Origin of the sequence: Dyadobacter sp. UC 10 (assembly GCF_008369915.1) — a bacterium.
Classification (GTDB): domain Bacteria; phylum Bacteroidota; class Bacteroidia; order Cytophagales; family Spirosomataceae; genus Dyadobacter.
In genome coordinates this window covers 4,918,883-4,943,852 of sequence record NZ_VSRN01000001.1, presented here as the reverse complement: position 1 = coordinate 4,943,852, position 24,970 = coordinate 4,918,883, and the positions used below count along the sequence as shown (strand labels likewise).

At 47.1% G+C, this 24,970-nt stretch carries 24 protein-coding genes; 11 read left to right on the top strand and 13 right to left on the bottom strand.

Going from position 1 to position 24,970, the window contains the following annotated elements; translation table 11 throughout:
* Positions 1-3 precede the first annotated feature (3 nt).
* The 4 genes from FXO21_RS20405 to FXO21_RS20390 all read right to left on the bottom strand — a co-directional run bounded on the left by FXO21_RS20405 (position 4) and on the right by FXO21_RS20390 (position 3,788).
* Complete coding sequence (locus FXO21_RS20405) at positions 4-1,824, bottom strand: STN and carboxypeptidase regulatory-like domain-containing protein (protein WP_149641825.1); 1,821 nt, start codon at positions 1,822-1,824, stop codon at positions 4-6.
* A gap of 15 nt (positions 1,825-1,839) precedes the next feature.
* The gene (locus FXO21_RS20400; protein WP_149641824.1) at positions 1,840-2,829 is read right to left on the bottom strand and encodes a FecR family protein; all 990 of its coding nucleotides are present in this window, start codon (positions 2,827-2,829) and stop codon (positions 1,840-1,842) included.
* Positions 2,830-2,835: 6 nt separating this feature from the next.
* Entirely contained in the window at positions 2,836-3,405 is a 570-nt protein-coding gene (locus tag FXO21_RS20395) for an RNA polymerase sigma-70 factor (RefSeq protein ID WP_149641823.1), read from the bottom strand.
* Between the two features lie 107 nt (positions 3,406-3,512).
* Positions 3,513-3,788, bottom strand: a complete 276-nt coding sequence (locus FXO21_RS20390) for a hypothetical protein (protein ID WP_149641822.1) — start codon at positions 3,786-3,788, stop codon at positions 3,513-3,515.
* Positions 3,789-4,078: 290 nt separating this feature from the next.
* On the opposite strand from FXO21_RS20390, the gene FXO21_RS20385 reads away from it, so the two are divergent.
* Positions 4,079-5,011, top strand: a complete 933-nt coding sequence (locus FXO21_RS20385; protein ID WP_149641821.1) for a hydrogen peroxide-inducible genes activator — start codon at positions 4,079-4,081, stop codon at positions 5,009-5,011.
* A gap of 115 nt (positions 5,012-5,126) precedes the next feature.
* Here the strand turns inward: FXO21_RS20385 and FXO21_RS20380 are convergent, their stop codons facing one another.
* Positions 5,127-6,845, bottom strand: coding sequence for a DNA polymerase/3'-5' exonuclease PolX (locus FXO21_RS20380; RefSeq protein WP_149641820.1), 1,719 nt, complete (start codon positions 6,843-6,845; stop codon positions 5,127-5,129).
* 236 nt (positions 6,846-7,081) lie between these two features.
* On the opposite strand from FXO21_RS20380, the gene FXO21_RS20375 reads away from it, so the two are divergent.
* The 6 genes from FXO21_RS20375 to FXO21_RS20350 all read left to right on the top strand — a co-directional run bounded on the left by FXO21_RS20375 (position 7,082) and on the right by FXO21_RS20350 (position 12,731).
* Positions 7,082-8,350 carry an AGE family epimerase/isomerase gene (locus tag FXO21_RS20375; protein ID WP_149641819.1) on the top strand — a complete coding sequence of 423 codons (1,269 nt, stop codon included), beginning with the start codon at positions 7,082-7,084 and terminating at the stop codon, positions 8,348-8,350.
* Positions 8,351-8,496: 146 nt separating this feature from the next.
* A complete protein-coding gene (gene sugE, locus FXO21_RS20370; protein ID WP_149641818.1) occupies positions 8,497-8,820 on the top strand; it encodes a quaternary ammonium compound efflux SMR transporter SugE in 324 nt (107 codons plus the stop codon).
* Positions 8,821-9,004: 184 nt separating this feature from the next.
* Positions 9,005-9,202, top strand: coding sequence for a CsbD family protein (locus tag FXO21_RS20365; RefSeq protein WP_149641817.1), 198 nt, complete (start codon positions 9,005-9,007; stop codon positions 9,200-9,202).
* A gap of 123 nt (positions 9,203-9,325) precedes the next feature.
* Positions 9,326-10,327 carry a 3-hydroxyacyl-CoA dehydrogenase family protein gene (locus FXO21_RS20360; RefSeq protein ID WP_149641816.1) on the top strand — a complete coding sequence of 334 codons (1,002 nt, stop codon included), beginning with the start codon at positions 9,326-9,328 and terminating at the stop codon, positions 10,325-10,327.
* Between the two features lie 70 nt (positions 10,328-10,397).
* On the top strand, positions 10,398-11,708 hold the full coding sequence (locus FXO21_RS20355) for a cytochrome ubiquinol oxidase subunit I (protein WP_149641815.1): 1,311 nt from the start codon (positions 10,398-10,400) through the stop codon (positions 11,706-11,708).
* Positions 11,709-11,711: 3 nt separating this feature from the next.
* Complete coding sequence (locus FXO21_RS20350; protein ID WP_149641814.1) at positions 11,712-12,731, top strand: cytochrome d ubiquinol oxidase subunit II; 1,020 nt, start codon at positions 11,712-11,714, stop codon at positions 12,729-12,731.
* Here the strand turns inward: FXO21_RS20350 and FXO21_RS20345 are convergent.
* The gene (locus FXO21_RS20345) at positions 12,720-12,968 is read right to left on the bottom strand and encodes a hypothetical protein (protein ID WP_149641813.1); all 249 of its coding nucleotides are present in this window, start codon (positions 12,966-12,968) and stop codon (positions 12,720-12,722) included. The genes FXO21_RS20350 and FXO21_RS20345 overlap by 12 nt on opposite strands.
* A gap of 7 nt (positions 12,969-12,975) precedes the next feature.
* Positions 12,976-14,571 carry a tail fiber domain-containing protein gene (locus FXO21_RS20340; RefSeq protein WP_149641812.1) on the bottom strand — a complete coding sequence of 532 codons (1,596 nt, stop codon included), beginning with the start codon at positions 14,569-14,571 and terminating at the stop codon, positions 12,976-12,978.
* A 260-nt stretch (positions 14,572-14,831) separates the two neighbouring features.
* Here FXO21_RS20340 and FXO21_RS20335 point away from each other — a divergent pair, with 260 nt between their 5' ends.
* From FXO21_RS20335 to FXO21_RS20320, 4 genes are all read left to right on the top strand, one after another.
* Positions 14,832-15,581, top strand: a complete 750-nt coding sequence (locus FXO21_RS20335) for a LytR/AlgR family response regulator transcription factor (protein ID WP_149641811.1) — start codon at positions 14,832-14,834, stop codon at positions 15,579-15,581.
* 98 nt (positions 15,582-15,679) lie between these two features.
* On the top strand, positions 15,680-16,933 hold the full coding sequence (gene fucP / locus FXO21_RS20330; protein WP_149641810.1) for an L-fucose:H+ symporter permease: 1,254 nt from the start codon (positions 15,680-15,682) through the stop codon (positions 16,931-16,933).
* 38 nt (positions 16,934-16,971) lie between these two features.
* Positions 16,972-17,760: an L-fucose dehydrogenase gene (locus FXO21_RS20325; protein ID WP_149641809.1), complete on the top strand. Its 789-nt coding sequence runs from the start codon at positions 16,972-16,974 to the stop codon at positions 17,758-17,760.
* Positions 17,761-17,804: 44 nt separating this feature from the next.
* Entirely contained in the window at positions 17,805-18,818 is a 1,014-nt protein-coding gene (locus FXO21_RS20320; RefSeq protein WP_149641808.1) for a zinc-binding alcohol dehydrogenase family protein, read from the top strand.
* Positions 18,819-18,820: 2 nt separating this feature from the next.
* Here FXO21_RS20320 and FXO21_RS20315 read toward each other — a convergent pair whose 3' ends face one another.
* The 6 genes from FXO21_RS20315 to FXO21_RS20290 are packed head-to-tail and all read right to left on the bottom strand — an operon-like array spanning position 18,821 to position 24,942.
* Positions 18,821-19,939, bottom strand: a complete 1,119-nt coding sequence (locus FXO21_RS20315) for an ABC transporter permease (protein WP_149641807.1) — start codon at positions 19,937-19,939, stop codon at positions 18,821-18,823.
* Positions 19,936-21,042 (bottom strand): ABC transporter permease, encoded by a 1,107-nt coding sequence (locus FXO21_RS20310; protein WP_149641806.1) that lies wholly within the window; start codon positions 21,040-21,042, stop codon positions 19,936-19,938. The genes FXO21_RS20315 and FXO21_RS20310 overlap by 4 nt, the downstream gene beginning before the upstream one ends.
* Before the next feature lie 3 nt (positions 21,043-21,045).
* Positions 21,046-21,792 carry an ABC transporter ATP-binding protein gene (locus tag FXO21_RS20305; protein WP_149641805.1) on the bottom strand — a complete coding sequence of 249 codons (747 nt, stop codon included), beginning with the start codon at positions 21,790-21,792 and terminating at the stop codon, positions 21,046-21,048.
* Positions 21,793-21,812: 20 nt separating this feature from the next.
* Positions 21,813-22,718: an ABC transporter ATP-binding protein gene (locus FXO21_RS20300; protein WP_149641804.1), complete on the bottom strand. Its 906-nt coding sequence runs from the start codon at positions 22,716-22,718 to the stop codon at positions 21,813-21,815.
* 3 nt (positions 22,719-22,721) lie between these two features.
* On the bottom strand, positions 22,722-23,654 hold the full coding sequence (locus FXO21_RS20295; RefSeq protein ID WP_149641803.1) for an HlyD family secretion protein: 933 nt from the start codon (positions 23,652-23,654) through the stop codon (positions 22,722-22,724).
* 1 nt (position 23,655) lies between these two features.
* On the bottom strand, positions 23,656-24,942 hold the full coding sequence (locus FXO21_RS20290; RefSeq protein WP_149641802.1) for a TolC family protein: 1,287 nt from the start codon (positions 24,940-24,942) through the stop codon (positions 23,656-23,658).
* Positions 24,943-24,970: the final 28 nt, after the last annotated feature.

Sequence of the window (24,970 nt, the reverse complement as noted above, 5' to 3'; positions counted from 1 at the left end):
ACTTTAAAATTTTCCATAACGCCAGCTAATCCCCCCCTGCCAGCCTAGCCAGGATGCTATTGTGTCATTGATTTTGCTAGAAGGATAGTGGGCAGGGGGATATGATCTGTAACCGGGGTTGGGCTCTTTCAGATCATTGTAGTAAAAAGAATAGGTCGGGCCGGCGAACACGACGAGCCGCCTCACTGGCTTCCATGTGACCGCAGATTGGAACCGATGCAGGAACGGGGTATTTTCCCAGCTTCCCTGGTAGATATTCAGGCTAACCAGCTCGGTAAGAAAGCCGAATTTTTTAAATGGAAAAAACTCTTTGCCAAAACCGAAACCGAACTGATAAGTCCGTTTTTCAGCCCCGGCGTCGGCCCCACCAGTAAGAATGCTGTAAAAACGATGCGTACCCATTTTCCAGGCGAGATTAACAGGCGCAATTTCAGTAGCGAAAACAGAGATATTCGAAGTACTTTTTTTAATGATGTTGATTAATCCAAGACTGGCTCCGGATGAGCTGTCGGCAATGTTCACTACCCCAAGCTGAAAGCCTTTCATATTTTCAGCAAAATTAAAAGGGCCTATTTGCATTCCCTGCATTTCATTTTTGACAATATTTAACCCGCCGGTGATCTGTATTCCGTGCATTGACTGCCTGGTACGATTCGCCGCCCCACCGATTTGCGCTCCTCTAAAATCGCCGGAAGTGTGATTAACTGCTCCCGAAATCTGCATTCCGCTGCCTTGCCCACCAATGAGTCCCAACGCGCCTGAAACCTGCACACCTTCGAAAGTACCTCGCGCCCTATTCATAAAACCACTTACCTGGACTCCTTTTACACTTTTCTTGACGATTCCACTAAATCCGGAAACTTGTACGCCACGCAGCGAATCGATGATCTGATTATGAAATCCCGCAATTTGCACGCCTTCCACTTTACCTGAAACCACATTAAATGCACCCGCCACCTGCAGGTAACGTACATCTTGCCTGGATATATTAAACCCACCTGCCAGCTCGGCTCCGTTCACACCAGCAGTATAACCACCTAATATATTGAGTGAGAATTTATTAACCACCTGCGGACTCATTTTTCCGTGTGTGCCCAGGCCCGGCGTGAGCGAAGCCTGATAAGGCAATGCAGTAAAAAACCGGCTGATATTTCTGCTCTGCATCCTCGTCCTTGCGGAAAGAAATAATCTGCCCAGCCAGGTAGACTGACCTTCCGAATACCGTACGATAAGCGGGTCGAGTTCCACAGCTTTCTGATTGATCAGTATGCGCATTTCTTCATGTAAAGGCTGTTCGATCACAATCGTCGTATCGGCATAACCCACTTTACTGATCACCAGATTTACCGGAAAACCGCGCTCCCGTACCCGCAAACGAAAGTGTCCATTATCCTCCGACATCGTCGAGACGAGCAGCTGACGTGAATAAACGCTGGCAAAATCGACCGGCGTATTATTTTCCTTATCGATGATATAACCTGCAATATGAATAGACTTGTCTTTCAACGCAGGCAAAATAATCACATAGTCACCCTTTTCGCGGTACTGATATTTATCCTTGAAAAGCAGCTGCAAAACGTCCCGGACAGGCTTTTGGCTAACATTGAGCGTTACCAGACTATCGCCAGAAACGATATTGCTGTTGTAAGAAAAGTAAAACTTGCCCTGTTCACTGATCATTCTCAAAACCTCAGAAACCGGTTGCCCTTTCACTGAAACGGCAACCGGTTTATCAAGTATTTGCTGCGCCTGCGACAGGATCGGAATCGTGATCAGGATGACGGCCAGCCGCAAAGCAAGGATAAAGCTAAAAGTCAGATTCATTCCGAAAGATAAGGTCTATTTCAAAATGATCCGCTTTCCGTCTTTCTGTGCGGTTATTGAAAAAGTTTCGCTGATCACTGCAATGATGTTTTCCAGCGTTTTTTGTTCAAAAGTGGTGTTAATCGGAAAGTGGCGGATCCGCTCATTTTCAATTACAATATCGGCGTCGTAGGCTTCATTCAGGATTTCCACGAGCCGCCACAATGGAGTATTGTCGCAAACCAGCTTATTGGTCCGGTAATAGTTGTAAAAATCATCCTCCGATCTCTGCTTTACCAAACCCTTTACGGCACGGATAGCCGTCGCTTTTTCTTTGGGCCTTACCTTGATTTTCTGCGTGTCGCGGGTTACTTCCACCAGCCCGGTCTCCACAATCACCTCCGTTTTCTCCTTACTATCTTTTACATTAAATGAGGTACCTACTACCCTGACGGTCACATTATTGACAGAAATAATGAAGGGCTTGCTCTTGTCAGGCGTTACATCGAAAAACGCTTCTCCGGTCAGTGCGACATTTCTTTTGTCACCTTCGAAATGCGCAGGATACGTGATGGTTGATTTTCGGTTTAAGAACACAACAGAACCATCGGGTAACGTATCGGTCAAAGTCCGGTCGCCGGAGCTGATGGTAATGGGCTGGTTATTAAGTTGATTGCCTACTAAAAGATAGGCCAGCCAGCCCGAGCAAACCGTCAGCAATATGGCAGCCGCAATCCTCCACGGATTAAAGACCGGCTTTTGATACATAGGAACGACGGTTGCCTCGCCCGGTTCGGCTTGAACCTTCTTTTTGAATCGCTCCCAGGCAGCATTTTCATCTACCAAACTCCTGATCTCCAACTCTTTGCTTTGCTGCCAGATCAATTCGAAATGCTCGAAGTAACGCAGGTTATCATCGCTGTCAGACAACCATTGATTAATTTCCATTTGTTCTGCCTCTGTCGCTTCGTCAAGCAGCGATTTGACGAGCAGATCATCTATCGGGCGGTCTAATTCTTGTTTCATGACTGATTAACTGAGGAAAAATAGAATGAATGAGGCCGGTAAAAAATCGACCAGTTTAAGTCTTAAAAGTCGCAATGCTTTGCCCATCTGGTTTTCTACCGTTTTCACGGGCAAGTCGAGGCGATCGGCGATTTCCTGGTATTTGAGCTCCTCGAAACGGCTCATCTGGAATATGGTCCTGCACTTTTCCGGCAGTTCCCTCAATGCGATGTCCAGTCTCGTTTCCAGTTCCGACAGCTCGATTACGTGCGCGGCATTGTCACTGTGCTCGATCTGGTGGACCGCATAGGACTGGTAGGCATCGCGCACTTTCAGGTGCTTGATATAGTTCAGGCTCTCGTGGTACACAGACCGGTATAAATAGCCGCTGATCGACTCACGGATTTCGAAATGGTCGGCTTTTTCCCATAACCGGCAAAAAACATTCTGTACCATTTCTTCGGCCATAAAATCGTCCCGCAGGATCGTGCGGGCATAGGCGTGCAGGCCTTTGAAGTGTTTTTTAAAGATTTTCTCAAACTCCCACTCCCTGTCACTGCTCAAATGTGTTACATGATCGGCTATGGCTACATTCATTGCACTCGTCAGATTTTAAATAAAAAAGCGCCCGACTTGGGTTGTTCATTGGAATGACAACCAGTCGGGCGCTTACCCTAAATTTTCTAACGAATATTTGCTACCGTCTAATTTTTCTTCCCAGCCTTTTCAGAATCAGCTGCTTTGCTGGTTTTATAGCGTTTATCGGGCGTGCCGTCTTTTTTCAAATTCTTGTTTTCGTTGTAACGTTTGTCCGGTGTACCGTCTTTTTTCAATTTTTTGTTTTCGGCGTAACGTTTGTCGGGCGTGCCATCCTTTTTGGTTTTAACCTCGTTTTTGGCTTTTTCCTGCGTTGCCTGTGCGAAAATCGGGGCAGTCACGGCAAGAAATGCCAGCATTAACAGTGCGTTCAGATTTTTCATAGTTCAAATTTTAAAGTGAGCGATAGTTGGTTAGATAACTAATATATCTGTCAAAGTTGAAAAGTCAATCCAGTACCTCTAATCAAAATAAAATTTAATGGTGATTTAATACAAAATAACTAGCCTCGGGAATCTTGCGTCTGCTCACATTCTATCAATACAGTGAAATCGGACTTTCTAATTGAGGGCATCGGAGTAATAATTAATATTTTTGCATCAATAAAATCTATTTGAAAATCAACTTCAATCGATTCGCCTTACAAATCCGACCTAATAGTTCCACTTAGTAAATGAATATCCAGCAACTCGAATACATCGTCGCCGTAGACAATTACCGCCATTTTGTTCAGGCTGCCGAGCATTGTAATGTAACGCAGCCTACCCTTTCTATGATGATCAGGAAACTGGAAGAAGAGCTTTCTGTCAAAATTTTCGACCGCACCAAACAGCCGATCGTCCCCACCAGCATTGGCCGGGAGATTATTGATCAGGCGAAAATGATACTGCGCGAAACTTCCCGGATGAATGAGATCGCCAAGCATTTCAACGGCGACCTGTCCGGCGAGCTGCGCGTTGGCATAATCCCAACGATCGCCCCCTATTTGCTGCCTCATTTCGTTAATCCTTTCATTTCCGAATATCCGGAGATCAAGCTGCACGTTTCAGAAATGATCACCGAAAAGATTATTTCTGAGCTTAAAATAGGAAATCTGGACGTGGGGATCATTGCTTCGTTGTCGGAAGAAAGCAGCTTGCAGGAGATACCTTTATATAAGGAGCGCTTTTTCGCTTTTGTTTCCGAAAATACAGATCTCTATTCCAAACAATACATTTTGCCTACCGACATTGAACCAAACGAATTGTGGCTATTGGAAGAGGGGCATTGTTTCAGGACCCAGATACAGAGATTGTGTGAACTGAGCCGGAACAGCCAGTTTGGCAGCAGTTTCAGCTACCGGTCGGGCAGTATGGAAACTTTAATCCGGATGGTGGAGCGGAATGGCGGGATCACAATCTTGCCTGAAATGGCTGTCATGGAGCTTTCTGATGACCGCAAAAAGCATATCAGAAGTTTCAAATTTCCCGAACCCGCCCGCGAAGTCTGCCTGATCGTCAACCGCGAGCAGATGAAAACACGGCTGATCGAAGTGCTCAAAAATGGCATTACCAGCTATTTGCCCGCAGAAGTTTTCGAGCAGCGTCCGGAATTGAGGGTACTTTAAGCGCCGTAGGCAATAGGCCGTAGGCAGTATGCTAAATGCCGAAAATCACAGCATTCAGCTAACAGCTAATAGCTAACAGCCAATAGCCAATAGCTTAAAGCTTAAAGCCCACCGCTTAAAGCTTCGCCCCCCGACGCTCTCGCAGATAACCCTCCATTTTTGTCAGGTCAAATGCATTGAAAGTCATATCTTTTGTCAATCCGCCTTTTCTTGCATTGGCTACACCGTAATGCATATCCAGGTAGCCTTCCATGGCATGGGCATCGGGGTTAATGCTGAGCAGTACCCCTTTTTCCATACAATACGAAATCCAGCGCCAGTCCAGGTCCAGTCGCCAGGGTGAAGCGTTGATTTCGATCACTACCTGATTAGCAGCACAAGCGTCTATAATAACCTTATGGTCAATGGGGTATCCTTCACGTGAAAGCAAAAGCCTGCCCGTTGGGTGGCCTAAAATGGTGGTATAGGGATTTTCGATCGCTTTCAGTAGCCTGGCAGTCGCCTTTTCCTGCGACATCGTAAGGTTACTGTGCACGGAAGCCACGATATAATCGAAAGACGCCAGTATTTCGGTCGGGTAATCCAGCGAACCGTCGCCCAGGATATCTGATTCTATTCCTTTTAATATTTTAAATGGCTTTGCGGGATTTTCAGTTGCGAAACGGGCATTCAGCTTTTCAATTTCTGCATGCTGACGGACCACATCTTCAATCGGAAGTCCTTGTGCGTAGACGGCAGTTTGCGAGTGATCGGCGATCCCGAGATATTCAAAACCAAGCTCCCGGCAGTACAGCGCCATTTGCTCCAAGGTATGCTGCCCGTCGGAATAGGTACTGTGATTGTGTAAAATACCTTTGAGATCGTCCCAGGTGACCAGGTCTTCGGTCTTATGGGTTTCGGCCCAGACAAATTCCTGCGCCCCTTCCCGCATCTCAGGAACAATATATGGAAAGCCTGCTTTTTCATAAATAGCGGCTTCGTTATCTGCAATTTCATAGTTAGCCTGCCGCCAGATACTGGCTCCGGACGAATTCTGAAAACCGAGGTGTTCTGCGTCTGCGGTTTCCAGAAACAATTCATTTACAGCACGTTCAGGTTTCACCGCCACGACTTCGATCGTAACTGCCACATCCTGCACATTTCCCCGCCAAACGAATGGAGAGGATTGTTTCTCGTTCTGCACCAGCCATTCAATTTCTCGGATCGTATTTTGTAATAAAGCCGGCGATTCGGTAACCGCCAAAATGCGGATCGTCTCCACTATTTCGGATTTGCGGCGTATATCGCCTGCGGCTTCCACCAGTTCGAAGGTTTTTTTCAGTTCATCGATAATAGCATTCGCAACTGCTTCCGCCTTATCCATTCTCAATTTACCGGCCTGGTCTTTCAGGAATGCCAGCGAATCAAGTATTTTTTGCTGGATACTGTTCCCGAAACCTTTCAATTTAGAAACCGCGCCGTTCAGGCAGGCCAGTTCGAGTTCGTGGAGATTGTCAATGCCCAGTTCCCGCCACAGTACCGCAATCTTTTTAGGACCAATTCCTTTGATATTGAACATTTCCATCACTCCGAGCGGCGTATTGCTGATCAGCTCTTCCAGTTCAGGAAATGTACCTGTCTGCGCGATTTGAGCAATTTTAGCAGCTGTGCTCTTCCCTACTCCCTGCAACTTGGTAAGCTCCTGCTCGGTCATATTACGCAACTCACCTTCCTTGTATTTGTCAAGATAAAAAGCTGCAACCGAGTATCCCTTAATTTTGAAAGGATCGGCATTATGCAATTCGAGCAATTTGGCGGTTAGTTCAAGGAGTTCGACGATTTCAGGATTGCTCATAGGATGAAGATTAACGGAATGTTCTGCGAATTAAAAAGTATGCGGCAGCATTTCCAAGTGATTTACATCTTAGCTCCTGCTTCCATGCGGCTCAGTAGTTATTTTATTGGCTGTACTTAACTAGTTGAACAGGCTGATTTGATCAGAAAGGACTGCAATAAATGCAAAATTTTTCAGCAGATAGCCCATTTGGACAAAACCACAGTTAAACCAAAAAACTTACCTTTTTATATACAATGAACATTGATCAATTAAAAAGCTATCGCGCAGAAATTCACAATCACCTTACCAATGAATTGTTACCGTTCTGGGAAAATCGATGTGTAGATAGGGAAAATGGTGGCTTTATCACGCATTTCGACAATGCAGGAAACGATTCTGGCGAAGATGAAAAATCGCTGATCGCGCAAACCAGAACAGTTTTTACTTTTTCGTCCGCACACCGGGCGGGTTATGGTGAAGGCCGATATGTAGAAATCGCCAGGCACGGGGTTGATTTTTTGATCGATAAGATGTGGGATAAGGAATACGGCGGTTTTTACTGGCTGATGGACCGCAAAGGGAATGTCAAAATTGATGAAAAGATCATCTATGGTCACAGTTTCGCCATGTACAGCCTGGCCGAATATACGCTGGCAACCGGCGATCCGCGTGGTTTGGAATATGCGGAAAAAGTTTTTGACCTGCTTCAAAAATACGGGGCAGATACCTATTACGGCGGGTACTTCGAAATGTTCCACCGCAACTGGGAGCTGAAAGGCGCTGGCCCCGCAGGTGGCGACCGCAAGACGCTCGATGCGCATATGCATTTAATGGAGGCATTTACGACATTGTACGAAGCCAGCCAGCAGCAGGTCCACAAACGTAAATTACTTGAAATCATCCAGTTATTGATCAATAAAATCATGCACCCCGTTTATAAAACAGGTATCCCACAGTTCTGGGCTGACTGGTCGGTGGCGCCGCAGATCAAATTTGACATTATCTGGGGCTGGGACAGATTCAGTGAAGACGGGATGAAAAGTGCTGCGGAGGACAATACCAGTTACGGGCACAATGTAGAGTTTGCCTGGCTGCTCATGCACGCCCTCGACATAGCCGGGGTACCTTATGACGAATACCAGGAGCAACTTCTGGCTTCCTACGACCATGCGGTCGAGCATGGAATCGATTGGGAGTATGGCGGGGTTTATGTGGAAGGCTCACACGCGGGCGAGGTTTATGACCGTGAAAAAGAGTTCTGGCAACAGGCCGAGGTGATCATAGGCATGCTCGATGCTTACCGGGTTTACGGAGATGAAAAATATCTCAAAGCCTACAACGCAACCCACCGTTTTGTATTCGATCACATGATACACTCGGAAGTAGGCGAATGGTTGCCCTTGCTCACGCGCCAGGGGGAACCGATCTGGAAACATATGAGTCATTCCTGGAAGGTCAATTACCACTCGGTGCGCTCGATGGTACAGGGAATTGTCCGGCTTGATAAGCTGATCAACGCATAAAATTTTAAGGTAAGAACAAGGCAAATCATTATATTTGCGTCATCACCACAGGCATTCGTCTGTGGTGATTTCCTTTTGGAGGAACGACCTCCCCCGTATTGGGAAAGCACGCCGGGACGACCTGGCCTAACCCAATACGAGACAAAATGGCTTGGGTATTATTAGTTATTGCAGGGTTACTGGAAGTAGTTTGGGCCTACACCATGAAACAATCCGAGGGGTTCACCCGATTAGGCCCGTCCATCATCACATTTATCGCAATGATCGCCAGCTTTGGGTTGCTTTCTATGGCAATGCGGTCGCTTCCTCTGGGCACAGCGTATACGATCTGGACGGGAATCGGCGCGATCGGGGCTTTTGCTGTGGGTATCGCTTTCCTGGGTGAAAGTGTTAATTTATTGCGCCTGCTTGCGGCGGGGCTGATTTTAGCGGGAATTATATTAATGAAGCTTTCCACCTCGAATAGCTAAAAGTAGAGCTTATTAAGTATAGGGCCAGTGACAATGCCGGGCCGACGATTCGCAAAAACTTGGACAGTTGAGGGAAATTCTTACTCAAAATCAATACTGACGAGGCCTTTCCAGGCTCATGAACGAATGGTATGGTTCTTGAACATTAGTTTGAAATGAATTTGCAAACTAAATAACCAAAGTCATGAGTGCTTTCACACAACAAGTAAAAGGAAACTGGAATGAATTGAAAGGAAAATTCAAGCAACAATATGCTGATTTGACTGACGATGACCTGCTATATGAGGATGGAAAAGAGGATGAACTTCTTGGAAAACTTCAGAAAAAACTAGGTAAGACCAGAGAGGAAGTAGAATCGGAAGTGGCGAGTTGGTCGAGATAGTTTTAAGCAGAAGTATAAAAGCCCCGGAATCAATGATTTCGGGGCTTTTTTTCGTAAATAGCACTCCAAAACAATCCTTTTTTCTGTTCAAATTTTCTATTCAAAAAATCACACTACCAAAGTATGAATACAAATGAGATACCTGTCGGAATCGTAGGCCTGGGCTTAATGGGTTGCAGTATTGTCACCTGCATGTTGATTGCCGGTCATCAGGTTGCCGCCGTTGCCCCGCTCAGTGCGGACATGGACAATGCTGAACGGCGCATTCGCGAGCATTTACAAAATTCCTGGGAAAATGGTCTGATCGATAACGAGCCTGAATACTATTTGCGTAGGCTGATTATTACAGAGGATTACGACATCCTGTATCCGTGTAAGCTGGTCGTTGAGTGTACGATAGAAAATGTTGATATCAAGGATTCTGTTTATAAAAAAATCGAATCTGTGATCAAGCCTGACGCGATTTTAACAAGCAACACTTCCGCCATTCCGATCAGCCAGCTCCAAAAACTGACTAAATATCCGGAGCGTTTTCTCGGCCTGCACTGGGCGGAACCTGCACACACCACTCGTTTCTTGGAAATCATCTGCGGCGAGCAGTCGGATATTAAATACGGAGAATACCTCTATGAACTTTCACATGAATGGGGAAAGGAACCGATTCTGGTCAGGAAGGACATTGCCGGTTTTATCACCAATCGCTTAATGTATGCAATGTACCGCGAAGCGATCAGTCTGGTAGAAAACGGATATGCGACGATTGAGGATGTAGATCGCTCCTGCCGCAATAATGCGGGCTATTTCATGACACTGGTCGGTGTTTTTCGCTGGATGGACCTGACGGGAGTTCCTGCGTATCACACAGTTATGAAAAACCTGCTCCCCACATTGAACAACAGTACGAAAGTTCCCGAGCTGATTGACAAGGTAGTACGTGAGGGCGGCAGAGGAGTACTCAATTCCCACGGTTTTTACGATTATGAACCCGGCGAGGCGGAAGTCTGGGAGGAAACTTTCAAGGAATTTACCTACGAAATCAGAGAGTTGGCACTGAAGTATCCTGCTGACATTGTAAAGCGGCGTCTGGCGGAAAAAAATAATTTAAAAGATATCGCGGAATCGTGATTCTTTTCAGTCTAAAAGCGGTTGTTCTAACAGACTTCATTAGTTTTGAAGTACCTTAATTCGACTCCAAATGGACGATTTCATTGCCGCGAGATCCCAAATGGCCCTTTCTCTGGGATTTCATATTATTTTTTCCTGCATCGGTATGGTCATGCCGTTTTTCATGGCGGTTGCTCATTTTTACTGGCTCAAAACCGGTGACACAGTTTACAAGAACGTTACAAAAGCGTGGAGTAAAGGCGTCGCTATATTCTTCGCAACCGGAGCAGTCTCGGGGACTGTCTTATCCTTCGAGCTGGGGCTGCTCTGGCCGGAGTTTATGAAGCACGCCGGACCGATTTTCGGAATGCCGTTTTCTCTCGAAGGAACGGCATTTTTTATTGAAGCGATCGCGCTGGGCTTTTTTCTATATGGCTGGGACCGCTTTAATAAATGGTTTCACTGGTTTACCGGCGTGGTCGTAGGCGTAAGCGGGCTGGCTTCGGGGATTCTGGTTGTTGCCGCCAATGCCTGGATGAACAGTCCGGCCGGTTTTGATTTTGTAAATGGACAGTACCTTAACATCGATCCGATCCAGGCAATGTTCAACAAAGCATGGTTTTCGCAGGCCCTGCACATGACGGTCGCGGCATTTGTAGCCACCGGTTTTGCCGTGGCAGGAGTACATGCCTTGATGATCATGCGTGGGCAAAATGTTCGTTTCCATACCAAATCATTTAAAATAGCGGCGATATTCGGTTGTGCGGCAGCTATTTTGCAACCATTAAGCGGCGATATATCTGCCAAGGATGTGGCAGTAAGACAACCCGCAAAGCTGGCTGCCATGGAGGCGCATTTTCATACTGAAAAAGCCGCGTCGCTCATTTTGGGGGGCATTCCCGATGAAGAAAACCAGGAAGTTAAGTATGCCTTGAAATTACCCGGCTTCCTAAGCTTTCTGGCCCATGGTGATTTCAAATCAGAAGTGACAGGACTGGATCAAATTCCTGCTGAAAACCACCCTCCGGTGGCGATTACCCATTATGCGTTTCAGATTATGGTCGGAATGGGAATGGCTATGCTGGCGATTTCACTGCTCTATTTTCTTGCATTATGGAAGAAACGGTCATGGCTGGATGCCAGATGGTTGCTTAAACTTTTCGTTTTCGCGACACCTCTAGGCTTCATCGCAGTGGAAGCCGGGTGGACCGTCACAGAAGTAGGCCGGCAGCCCTGGATCATTTACGGAGTAATGCGCACCGCCGACGCCGTAACACCCATGCCAGGTATTGCATATTCATTCTATCTGTTTACTGCAGTCTATGTTTCCCTGGCAGTTTTCGTTGCATTCATGCTCTACCGCCAAATCAAGATGGTGGGGACGTTATATGATAATCACTAAAAAATGCTCTACGTAGTAATTACATTTCTCTGGGCTTCCATTTTGCTCTACCTGTTACTGGGGGGAGCGGATTTCGGGGCGGGTATTATTGAACTGTTTACTTCGAAAAAGAACAAAGCAGTTACGCGCAAAACACTCTATTCGGCGATTGGCCCTATCTGGGAGGCTAATCACATGTGGCTCATTATTGCAATAGTAATTTTGTTTGTAGGATTTCCGGTGATCTATTCAACCATGTCGATCTACCTGCATATTCCACTCACGGTGATGTTAATGGGAATTATCGCCAGAGGAACTGCATTCACTTTCCGGCATTATGATGCGGTGGTCGACGATATGCAATCTATTTACAACACGATCTTTGCCATTTCAAGCTTTATCACGCCTCTGTTTCTAGGAATAATAGCAGGAAGTGCGGTCTCCGGACATATTGATCCAGATGCGGATACTTTTCTCGACGCCTATATTTTCAGCTGGCTTAACTGGTTTTCAGTCGCGGTGGGGCTTTTCACAGCATCTATCTGCGGGTTTCTAGCGTCGGTATATTTGATAGGAGAGACTGAAAGTGAAACGGACAGGTTGCGGTTTGCGCACAAAGCGCAGTTTTTCAATATTGCTGCTGTTGTGTGCGGAATATTGGTCTTCACTGCGGCTTATTTCGAAAACATTCCGTTGTTAGAATGGGTCTTTGGAAATTGGGTGGGGAGAATTGCAATTATGGCTGCTACGCTTTCACTGGTCTACATGTGGTACGAGTTGTACCAGGGCAGGATCAGCCTGTTGCGACCTTTGGCTGGCTTTCAAGTGACAATGATCCTGCTGACTACCACCTTCCGGCATTTTCCTAATATTGTGATTTTGAAAAACGGGTACTTATCACTGATGGAACATAGCGGACAGGAAAAAACAATGCAGGCGCTTGGAATGGCTTTACTTTTAGGCAGCGTGTTCATCCTGCCTGCATTGTTTTACCTGATTTATAGCTTCCAACGTAAACCCTATCAGGAGCAATCAGGTCACTGAAATAAAAAGGAGGTATAAAATAACGATTACAGGCAGACCGCTGACAGCCAGCGACCAGCCCATTGAATGCTTCTGCATCAGATAGTAGGATATAGCAGCCAAACCAAGCAGCAAAAGAATCGGTAACATTACCATTCCCCTTCCTGCCGCATCCTGACCGGAACTCATGGAGGAAAGCAGGAGAAAAACCGCAGCAGCAACGTCTACCAAAAGGCATATCCAGATCAGTATAACCATCGTATTTCTATTTAACTGAGATAGCAGAACTTTTCGCAAGACTCGCCTCGATGGCTTCTAATCTTTTACGCAATTCCATGACTTCGCCTGCACTCGAACTCAACCTTTCGTTTTCGCTGCTTAGCTTCCTGTTTTCCTGCTTTAACTCTTTAACAGCTTCCAGCAGGTGTGGAATGAGGCCAATATAGTTGACCGATTTATAACCGTCCTTCCCAGTCTCCACCAGCTCAGGAAAAACTGCTTCAACTTCCTGGGCGATCAGGCCGGTTTGTAAGCCCTGGCTCCGCTGCGGGTCTTTCCAGTAGTATTGTCTGCCGGATATGGAAGTCAGTTTTTCAAAGCTGGGTGTAAGCGGGCGTATATCTCGTTTAAGGCGAAGGTCAGAATTTTGTGTAAGGGCACCGGTCAAGAAAGCATTTCCATTTTTGTTGACAGTAAATTTCCATCCGAAATTCTCAAAGTAAAATCCTGCCTGATCATTGTCGTAACCGCCAATGAAACAATATTGTGCGCCTCCGTTATCGTCCAGCCACAGCCCTGCGGTATACCCTGGGTTACTTCGCAGCCGCATTCTGTGGCCGACATCCAGGATGTGGGTTGGCTGTAAAACATTGTTTCCTATACCTACATTCCCATTGTACAAAATTGTGAGGGCATTACTCCGTGGGCCATCATGTTTTTGATCTCCGTTGCCTATCTGAAAAAGCCGCTGAGTTGGTAGGATTTCGTCAGTCACCACGTCGGAAATATCATTACTCATCCCCATCGCAATCCCATATTTCACCCGGCTCTCTAAATTATAACCAAAGGTAGCCGAATGAGCATTCAGGCTTTGATTGGCAGTACCGATAGCTATTGAGTTATTCGCAAGCGCGTTAACCCCGTATCCGAACGCAACCGAGCGTCTTGCAGCCTCAGTGTAAGCGCCCATCGCAATCCCATTTTCTCCTGTTGATTTCACCCTGAATCCAAATGCAAAACCATCTGGTGCCGCCATTGCGTTAAATCCTCCCGCAAAGGAAAAATGCCCTATGTTAGCATCCGTCCACACATTTTCATCCGACCATGCGCCAAATCGCAATGCTGCTCTTTTGGGGTACCATAAAAGGCGGTGTATTCCTGGCCCCCATTCCAATTCCGGTAAAGATTTTCCTAGTAAGAGGCTCCCCTCCTGTATCACCGGATCAAAATTCTTCCACCTCCCTGCTTCCGCCGCATGCAAAGCGTAAGGCACGCTCAACAACTGCGTCGCGCCAAGATTCACATAATTACCTCCCCCATCAGGGTCAAGCTCCGTTTGAAGAAAAAACTTATCGCTGTCCCATTTAATTGAGCCGAAATCCCCGCTTTGCACAAGCCCTGCGCCGACTGAAATATTAAAGATCCCGGTGGCAGAAGTCTGAGTGACGTGTGTTTCCTGATACACAGGTGCCCCAAGCGCAGTGGTTGGACGGATCGTTAAGCGCAGGCTGACATTTCGGTTTACAATGGCCTTTCCAGCCGCATCACGGGCCGCTCCCTGGAAGGCAAATCGCTGAGGTACCTGAGCCGCTGAGCAAAGAGCAAGCAGCATGGCTAAAAGAAAAAATAAAGGAAGTTTCATAGTAAAGAGAATTGAGTGATTGATGCGAGAATGATCAGATCACAAACATAACCTAGCGGTGGAAGGGCTCTGATTCCGATTACTCTGCGGTAGACCGCATTGAACCAATGGAAGAAGAGATAAATGTGTGCGTGTCCATTTAATAATCTGCTTTTACCGATTGCACATTAGAACTGTCAGGTGCTGCTCCCGCGCGTACCTTGCATTGAATCTTAGCAGAATATACAAGCCTGCCGAGCGAATCCTGTCCTTTTCAATCCATGATAAAAGTCCTGATAATCGACGATGAACCACGGGCGCGGCATATCCTGCACTATTACATCAGTACACTGGCACCGGAAGTGTCTGAGATAAGGATGGCAGGTTCGGTACGGGAGGCCCAGCAAATCCTCGACACGTACTGTCCCGGGATCGTATTCCTGGACATCGAAATGCCCCATCAAAGTGGATTCGATCTTCTGCTCCGCATACGTAAACCCACTTTTGACATTATTTTCACAACCGCCCACAACCAATATGCCATCCAGGCTATACGATTCAGTGCACTGGACTATCTGCTCAAACCAATCAATCCCGACGAATTGATCATGGCGATAAAGCGGCATTTGAGTAAACAAGACTCTGTACGACAAAAAACGCAGCTCTATGAAAACCTTGTAAAAAACGTCAAAAAGAAGGATGGGAAGGGTCTTCGGTTGGCTGTCCCGTCCAACGAAGGTGTGTTTTTCTTTCTTGTTGAAGAGATCCTTCGCCTTGAAGCCGACCGTAATTATACGCTGATCCACTTGAAAGACAGGAGGCCGTTTATCGCCAGCAAAACGCTTAAACACTTCGAAGATATGCTGGAAGGTTTCAAGTTTGTGCGCACACACAAGTCACATCTGGTCAATCTGGACCATGTTGTCCGAATCAGCAACAGCAACGAATTCGTAATCATGTCCGACGGTGTGCAGATAAAAGTTTCCAGGCGTAAAAAAGAGGAAGTGCTGCGTATGCTTCATATCAGATAGCGATTCGGGCGTGTTTGGGCAGTATAAAAAAAATCAGACTCCTTTGAGTTGAATTGTTTTATTTTACACCCGTTCCTGAATTTCTAATTTCTACCTCTATGACCGATCGTAAAACGCGGCTGGCAATTATCCTTATCACGTCATTATTTTTCCTTTGGGGCTTCGCGCTTAATCTCAACCCAATTTTAATCCCGCATTTGAAGAAAGCCTGTCAGCTCAGCGACTTCGAATCGGCTCTGATCGATTCGGCCTCCTACATCGCCTACTTTCTGATTGCCCTTCCCGCCGGACTTTTTATGAAAAAATACGGCTATAAGGCTAGTATTACTTTGGGATTGCTATTGTTTGCATTCGGTACCTTTCTCTTTTACCCGGCAGCAGAAATGCGGCATTTCGGTTTTTTTCTGATCGCGTTATTTATTATTGCGAGCGGACTGACTATGCTTGAAACCGCCGCAAATCCGTACATAACCGTACTGGGAGATGCCGATTCGGCCACACAGCGGCTCAATTTTGCACAATCTTTCAACGGTCTCGCCGCCTTTCTGGCGCCTTTGATGGGGGGGACGTTTATTCTTTCCGGAAAAACATTAACCGAACAGGAACAGCAGGCGATGTCCGGTGCGGAGCTCGACAGTTACCTCAATGCAGAAGCCGCCTCCGTGCAGGTTCCATTTATTGTAATCGGCCTGGTAGTGCTCCTAGTCGCCATTATGATCTGGCGCACCGCACTTCCCGAAATTAAAGATGAAGAAGAAACACCGGGAACTACCCGAGGCTCGATCTGGGGAGAAACAAACCTGTTGCTGGGTACGCTTGCACAGTTTTTCTATGTTGGGGCGCAGGTATGCATTAGCAGTTTTTTTATAAGGTTTTCTGATAAAGTTGCTGGGATTGACGAAAAAACGGCGGCTTATCTGTTGTCCGGTGCGTTTCTAAGCTTTATGATCGGCCGGTTTATTGGCACCTATCTGATGCGTTTTGTCGCCCCTCCCCGCCTGCTTGCGCTGTACAGTATTATTAACGTAGCATTGCTCGCGCTGGCCGTAACCACTTCGGGCATGGCGGCGGTTTATGCGCTTGTTGGTGTCCAGTTCTTTATGTCGATCATGTTTCCCACGATTTTTGCATTGAGTATCAGGGGGCTGGGCGAAAAAACGAAGATCGGCTCTTCGCTGGTTATCATGTCCATTGTCGGAGGGGCATTTTTCCCTGTGATTATGGGTCAGGTGTCGGATGTTTCGTCCATCCAAACAGCCTATGTCGTGCCGGCGGTTTGTTTTATTGTTGTTTTCTATTTCGCAATCAAGAATAACAGGATCAAAAAAGTGACGCTTGGGACGTCCCATTAAGGTTTTCAGCAATCGGGTTTTATTTCAATTTAAATCATATGGACTTACAGCTTTTTAATAAAATAGTCATTGTAACAGGCGGCGCGAAGGGCATTGGAGAAGGAATTGTGCAGGTATTAGCCAAAGAAGGCGCTATTCCTGTCATTGTAGGAAGAAACGAAAACGATAACCAGAAACTGGTGACTGAGCTTGCTTCAAAAGGCTTCGAATCTTTTCAGGTAGCCGCAGAACTGACCCGCCCGGAAGAATCAGAAAAGGCAGTTAAAGCTGTGATCGAAAAATATGGCCGGATCGACGGGCTGGTTAATAATGCCGGGGTAAACGATGGTGTCGGGCTTGAAAAAGGTGATTACGAAAGCTTCATCGCGTCTTTGCACAAAAACGTAGTGCATTACTATTTAATGGCACAATATGCATTGCCTGAGTTAAAGAAATCGAAGGGTGCGATTGTGAATATCAGCTCCAAAACGGCGGATACCGGCCAGGGCGGAACTTCTGCCTATGCCGCTGCAAATGGAGGCAGAAATGCGCTGACGCGGGAATGGGCAGTGGAGCTCCTGAAATACGGGATCCGCGTCAATTCAGTGATCGTAGCCGAATGCTGGACGCCGCTTTATGAACGCTGGATCGAAACTTTGCCAAACCCGGCCGAGAAACTCGAATCCATCACCGCACATATTCCGCTGGAAAACCGGATGACGACCGCCGAGGAAATTGCGAATATGACCGTATTCCTGCTTTCACAGCGTTCCAGCCACACGACTGGCCAGTTGATTTACGTAGATGGCGGTTATGTGCATTTGGACCGCGCGCTGGCCAATTCTTAGCTCGCCGCTGCTATTTTCTCAACGAAAAATTAACATTTACCAAAATGAAAACGCTGGTTTGCACCACACCGGGGCATTTCGCCTACCAGGAAATGCTCACTCCTGAAATCCAGGAAGGCTATACTTTGATCCGAATTCGTAGAATTGGCATCTGCGGCACCGATCTGCATGCATTTGAAGGCACCCAGCCTTTCTTCAATTATCCGAGGATTTTGGGACACGAACTGGCAGGAGAAATTGTAGAAACCGACAGGCCGGATTTTTCGGTGGGAGAAATCGTCACTTTTATCCCCTACTTCAATTGCAAAAAATGCGTGGCCTGCCGGAACGGAAAGCCCAACTGCTGTACCAGTCTGAAAGTATCCGGGGTGCATATTGACGGCGGAATGGTGGAATACCTCTCCGTCCCCTCCTATTCACTGGTTCACGGCGACGGGCTGAGCTTTGACGAGCTGGCATTGGTCGAGCCGCTGGCAATAGGTGCGCATGGCGTCAAGCGGGCAATGGTGCAAAAAGGTGAAAATGTGCTGGTAGTAGGCGCGGGACCTATTGGTTTGGGAACAATGGAGTTTGCAAGAATAGCAGGCGGAAATGTGATCGCGCTCGATATTAACGATTCAAGACTGGCTTTTTGCAAAGAAAAACTTGGCGTGGCGCATACTATCAATGCAGTAACCGGGGACGTCGCGGCTACACTCGCCAACCTGACCGACGGAGAAATGCCTACCGTGATCATTGACGCAACCGGCAGCCTGCGGGCGATCAATAATGCATTCGCTTACCTCGCGCATGGCGGGAGATATGTGCTGGTAGGGTTGCAGAAAGGAGACATTTCATTCAGTCACCCCGAATTTCACAAGCGGGAAGCCACATTGATGAGCAGCCGCAACGCAACCCGGGAGGACTTTGAGCACGTCATTTCAAGCATGAAAAGCAGGCTGGTTGACCCGAAAACCTATATCACGCATCGCGTTAATTTTGATGAAGTGGAAAGCAATTTTCAAGGCTGGCTGGATCCCGCAAACGGGGTTATCAAAGCAATGGTTTCGCTGGACTAGATTCAGTTCGTTTTCTTGTAATTCAATATCGCCCAGCCATTCAGAACCACTGACATTAATGTGACAGCACCCAGATGAGGCAGTACGTCAACCAGCGTACTGCCTTTTAATATCACCATCCGCATCACCTCGATCATATATCTCACCGGATTAAAGCGGGTGATTACTTTCGCCCAATCGGGCATACTGTCGATCGAAGTAAACAGTCCGCCGAGCAATATAAACAGCATCATGAAAAAGAACATGATGAACATCGCCTGCTGCTGCGTGTCGCAAAATGTGGAGACCAGCAAACCGAAGCCAAGCACAGTGAGCAGGTAAACGGCGATAAACAGATATAACACCAGCAGATTACCTACCGGCGCAATGCCATACACAAACCGGGCGAGCAGCAGCCCGATCGTGAAAACGATATTGGCCAGAACCCAGAAGGGAATCAGCTTGCCTAGAATGAATATATGTTTTTTGATAGGTGTAACATTGATCTGCTCGATGGTACCTATCTCTTTTTCCTTCACAATATTCAGGGCCGACAAAAACCCGCCGACCATTGTCACCAATATCGCCATAATGCCCGGCACGATGAAAAGTTTGTAATTCAATACCGGATTAAACCAGTTGGAAACGACGATATCAATCACCGGAACCTGACTATATCGGGGTTGCTGAACGAGTTGCATCCGGATATCCGCATTGAAATTCCCGATAATCGTGTTCAGGTAAGAGCCACCCAGATTGGCTTTTGTACCATTGATCGCATTGACGGCCACAAAAAGCTTTTGCTTATCCTCGCGGATCAGGTTTTTTTCAAAACCGTGCGGGATTTCAAGGATCAGATCTGCCTCGTCGGATTCGATCAGCCTGAAAGCTTCGTTAAATGAGCGATTGTAACCCTGCAATCTGAAATAGCCAGAGGCAATCACTTTCGAAATCAACTTTTGAGAATAAGGTGACCTATCGTTATCAACCACCGCCAGATTGACATTCCTGACCTCATAATCGGCAGCCAGCGGCATGATGATCAGTTGAATAACGGGCATAAAAAAGATCATCATCACAATCGCCTTATCTCTGAAAATCTGCCGGAATTCTTTCCTGAGTAAAAATCTGAGTGTCCTCATTGCAGGCGGATTTTAAAACTTTTTAAACTGATCGTCAATAAAAACAGGGTCATCCCAAGCAGTATCAGCGTTTCTTTCCACAATGCAGACAAACCTAACCCTTTGATCATGATCGATTTGACTATGATGTAAAACCATTTGGAAGGGACGATATTGGAGATAAACTGCAATGGCAGCGGCATATTTTCAATCGGGAACAAAAAACCGCTGAACATCATCGTCGGCAGCAGCATGCCCATCAGCGAGATCAGCATGGCGATCTGCTGCGAGTCGGTTTTGATGGAAATAAATATCCCGAGCGCCAGACAGGTGATGATGAACAATGTGCTTTCCGCAAACAGCAACACAATACTGCCTTTCACCGGAAGTTCGAGCGCGAAAACGCTCAGGAAAAGGATCGCACTCACATTTACCAGCGACAGCAAAAGATAGGGAAATGCTTTCGCAAAAATCACGAGCACCGGCTTGAAAGGAGAAACCAGCAATATCTCCATCGTGCCCGTTTCCTTTTCCCTGACAATTGAAATCGCGGTCATCATCACCGAAACGAGCATTAACACCAGCGCCATCACACCAGGTACAAATCCATGCGCGCCTTTGAGCTGCGGATTGTAAAGCATGCGCGTCTCCGGAATGATCTGGTAAGGTATTTCCAGATTTTCGTTCAGGCGGGTTTGGTAATCGAGGACGATCGCAGAAAGGTAGCTGGTGATCATATTGGCTGTGTTAATGTCGGTCGCGTCCGCAATGATCTGAATCTGCGCTTTATTGTTGTGTAAAAGCTCCTGATTAAAATGGACCGGAAAAACCACCACCGCCTTTATTTTCCCTTTTTGAAATGTGGACAGGATTTCATCGTGCGTCAGTGCGGCCTGGCTGAATTTAAAATAGCGGCTTGCGCCAATCTTCGAAATCAGCTGCTGCGACGCATTGTCTTTTGCATAATCCACCAGCAATATCTCCGAATCCTTCACCTCGTTGGTCAGTGCAAACCCGAAAATCAATATCTGGGCAATCGGCATTCCAAACAAAATGAGCAGGGTCCGGCGGTCTCGCAGGACGTGATAAAATTCCTTTCTGACGAATGCAATGAATTGTTTCATAGCTTATTCTCCCCTTTTTGCGCCCCGCGCCAGTTGATAAAATACCTCGTCCATGGAGCTCGCGCCAAAGCGGCTTCTCAGGTTAGCGGGCGTATCGAGCACCTCTATTTTTCCGTCGACCATAATCGAAATGCGATTACAGTATTCAGCTTCATCCATATAATGCGTGGTCACAAAAACGGTAATGCCACGATCGGCAGCCTCGTAGATCAGGTCCCAGAACTGCCGCCGCGTCACCGGATCTACCCCGCCGGTCGGCTCGTCGAGAAAAACGATTTTGGGCTCGTGCAAAACAGCGACCGAAAACGAAAGCTTTTGTTTCCAGCCAAGCGGCAATGCAGCCACCAGCTTTTTAGTCTCCGTTTCTAAGCCTAGCCGGCCCACCATTTCCTGCGATTTGCTTTCAATATCCCGGTCAGAAAGCCCGTAAATACCGCCGAAGAATTCGATGTTTTCAAGTACGGTCAGGTTTTCGTAGAGCGAAAATTTCTGGCTCATATAACCGATATTCCGCTTGATATTTTCGGTTTGGGTATACACATCAAAGCCTGCAATCGTCGCTGATCCGGAAGTAGGCGCCGAAAGTCCGCACAGCATGCGCATTGCGGTTGTTTTGCCCGCTCCGTTCGCGCCCAGAAAGCCGAATATCTCCCCTTTATTTACCTCAAATGTAATTTCATTCGTCGCCACGAAATCGCCGAAACGCTTTGTCAGCTTGTCACAAACGATCACTTTCTCATCCTGTGCCATATCTTGCGGCCACGCCGTTTTTAATTCAATAACCTGATAAATGAATCCTCAATGGTTGCGTCGATCTTCATGATCTCAATGTTTTTCATACCGAGCCCTCCGAGATAATCCCGCAGGCCATTTTCACTTTCCGTTTGGGTTGAAATATGCGCGTATTCGCCGAATGCGTAGCTATTGATCCGCTCCGGATATGTTTCCAGTGCTTTCAGCAGCGGGTACATTTGTTCAGATTTCACGGCCCAGAGCGGGTCGGGGTAGCTGCCTGTAATGTTCATTGGTTGATCGATCGACAAGATCTTTCCGCTCTGTATCAGTGCAATACGGTCGCAAAGTGCGGCTTCATCCATGTAAGGCGTGGAAACGATGATCGTAATATCCTGCGCTTTCAGCCGCCGCAGCATTTCCCAGAATTCCTTCCGCGAAACCGGGTCGACGCCCGTCGTGGGCTCATCCAAAAACAAGGTCGTCGGTTTGTGGATCAGCGCACAGCATAATGCCAGCTTTTGCTTCATTCCACCCGACAATTTCCCTGCTCTCCTATTCTTAAAAGGCTCGATCTGAACATAGATATCCTCGATCAAATGGTAATTTTCATGAATAGTAGTCCCGAAAACCGTGGCGAAAAAGTTTAAATTCTCTTCTACCGTCAGATCCTGGTAAAGTGAAAATTTGCCCGGCATATAACCGACCGTATTCCTGATCTCCCTGAAATTACGTACCACATCAAACCCGTCCACTGTCGCAGTTCCCTGGTCCGGAAGCAAAAGCGTAGTCAATACTCTGAAAATGCTCGTTTTCCCTGCTCCGTCAGGTCCTATTAATCCAAACAGCTCGCCTTTTTTAACCGCAAACGAAACATCGTCGACAGCCAGCGTCTTTTCCTTTCCGTATGTTTTGGTAATATGTTGCAGGTTGATCGCGTCCATATCTTACAGAATTACCTCCCCGTACATGCCGATTTTCAACAAACCGTCATTTTTTACCCTGATTTTCACCGCGTAAACCAGGTTGGCGCGCTCATCTTTTGTCTGGATTGTTTTGGGCGTAAATTCCGCTTTATCACTAATCCACTCGATCATGCCCGGCACCTGCCGGTATTTCCCCTCGGCGCTGTCAATCAACACTTTAACCTGCTGATTGAGCTTAATTCCCGTCAACTGATCGCCGGTAACATAAGCGCGAAGTACCAAGGTCGACAGGTCGGCAACCTTATACAGCGGCTTACCTGCGACCGCCATTTCGTTTACTTCCGCATATTTGGACAAAACAGTCCCCGTAGTTTCATTGATGATCTTCGCCTTGGCCAGCTGGTCGTTGATCTGCTCAATCTGCACGTAAAGCGGCTTTGCATCCGCCCGGAGCCCGGAAGTCTGCGTTTTTAGTACCGAAGCCTGCGCCGCGTCCTGCCTGCGGATCACTTCCAGTTGCTTTTGCAGCTCCTCCACCTGCGCGGTGATATCGTCAAGCTGTTTGGGCGTCGCGGCGTCGGCTTTCAGCAGGTTCTGTACCCGTTGTTTTTCATGGAGTAAATTGTCCAGCCGGACTTCCGAAACCGCTATCTGTTGTTTATATACGTTGGTTTGCGCCGCAATATCCGGAACCCGGCTACCAGTCGCCCTGATTTGCGCTTCAAGCTGCTTTTTTTTCAAATGCAGTTGCAAACTGTCCACATACCCTACTACCTGGCCCGCTTTCAGCTGCTGCCCTTCTTTCAGGTCAAGCTTCAAAATGCGGCCGGTCGCCTCTGCCGACACGATCGTTTCCACTGCTTCAAAAGTCCCCGATGCATCGTAGACATTCTTCTCCGGGCCGCACGAAGCGAGCAAAGTCACTATTAATGAGAGATATACTATGGTTTTCATGCTATTCGATCGGTTTTCCTAATGTGGTTTGAAGGTTGTACGCTGACACCAGCAGCTGGATTTCATGCAGGATCTTTGCCTGCCGCGACTGATCTTCTGCATTCACTTCGCGCAGATAGTCGCTGCTATTGATAATCCCATTTTCCAGCTGCGCGGCCGAAGCAGCTTTGATACGCTCGCGCAGTGCGATAATCTCGTCGTCGGTTGCCAGTAGTTGCTCAAATCTTTCCAGTTCGGCATTTTGCTGGCGGGCACTTAGACTGGTATTAAACAAAAATGTCTCGCGTTGTAACTGAATAGCCTGCCTGTTATTACCGATCAGTTTCCGCTCATTTTTCGCCGTGTAAAGTCCTGACAGCGACCAGCTCAGCCGCGCTCCGGTAATGTAATAGGGATCAAAACTGTTGTTCAGGATATTCAGCGCCGGCCTTCCAAAACCTCCCTGAAAAAACAGATTAAGCCTCGGCCTGTTCTTAACCGATATCAATTGCTCCTGAACTGCAAGGCTCTGGTTTTGAACCGTGTATAAGGTCAGCTCTGGGCGATCTATACCAGTTTCAGGTTTTAAAAATCCAGGTTTTACCAAAGTTACCGCCTCGCCCAGCTGCTGGTTGAGCAGCATACTGAGCATATCCAGATACGCTTTTCGGCTCGTTTTCAGCTCGATATCGCGTTGCTGCGCTTTTAACAATTCCGCTTTCAGGATATTGGCATTGCTTTTCAATGCAGTACCATTCGTGATCTGAGCTTCCACCTTATTGATACCCAGCTGAATATCCCTTTTCAGCATATCGCTTTGCTCCAATTGCGCATCCGCGATCAATACCCCAAAAAACAGCTGGTTAACCCGCTCGTTCAGCTTATACAGCTCCACTTCCAGTTTTTGCTCTTCGACCAAAGCACTGGCTTCCTGCGCTTTTACGTGCGTTTTCACGTTACCTCCATCGTAAACTACCTGGTTCGCCTCACCATAGAGCTTATATTGATCCTTGCTGATCTTCGGAAATTCAACGCCAGGGATCGACACCGGCAACCTGAACTCCGTCACCTCGGACTGATAGGTTGCCTGTCCCTGAATGCTAAATTGCGGCAGATATCCCTTTTTGGCATTCTCGACTGAAAATTCCCTGCTTGCCGCGATCAGGTCGCGCTGTTTGATCATCGGGTAATTTTGCCGCGCCAGCTTGTAAGCTTCCTCTATCGTCAGAATCTGATCCTGCGCCCTGGCGGGAGGTAATAACCACCAGAAAATCAGCTGACATGCTAAGATTTTGATTAGTTTAATCATTTTGTTTACTCATTTTATTTAATCATTT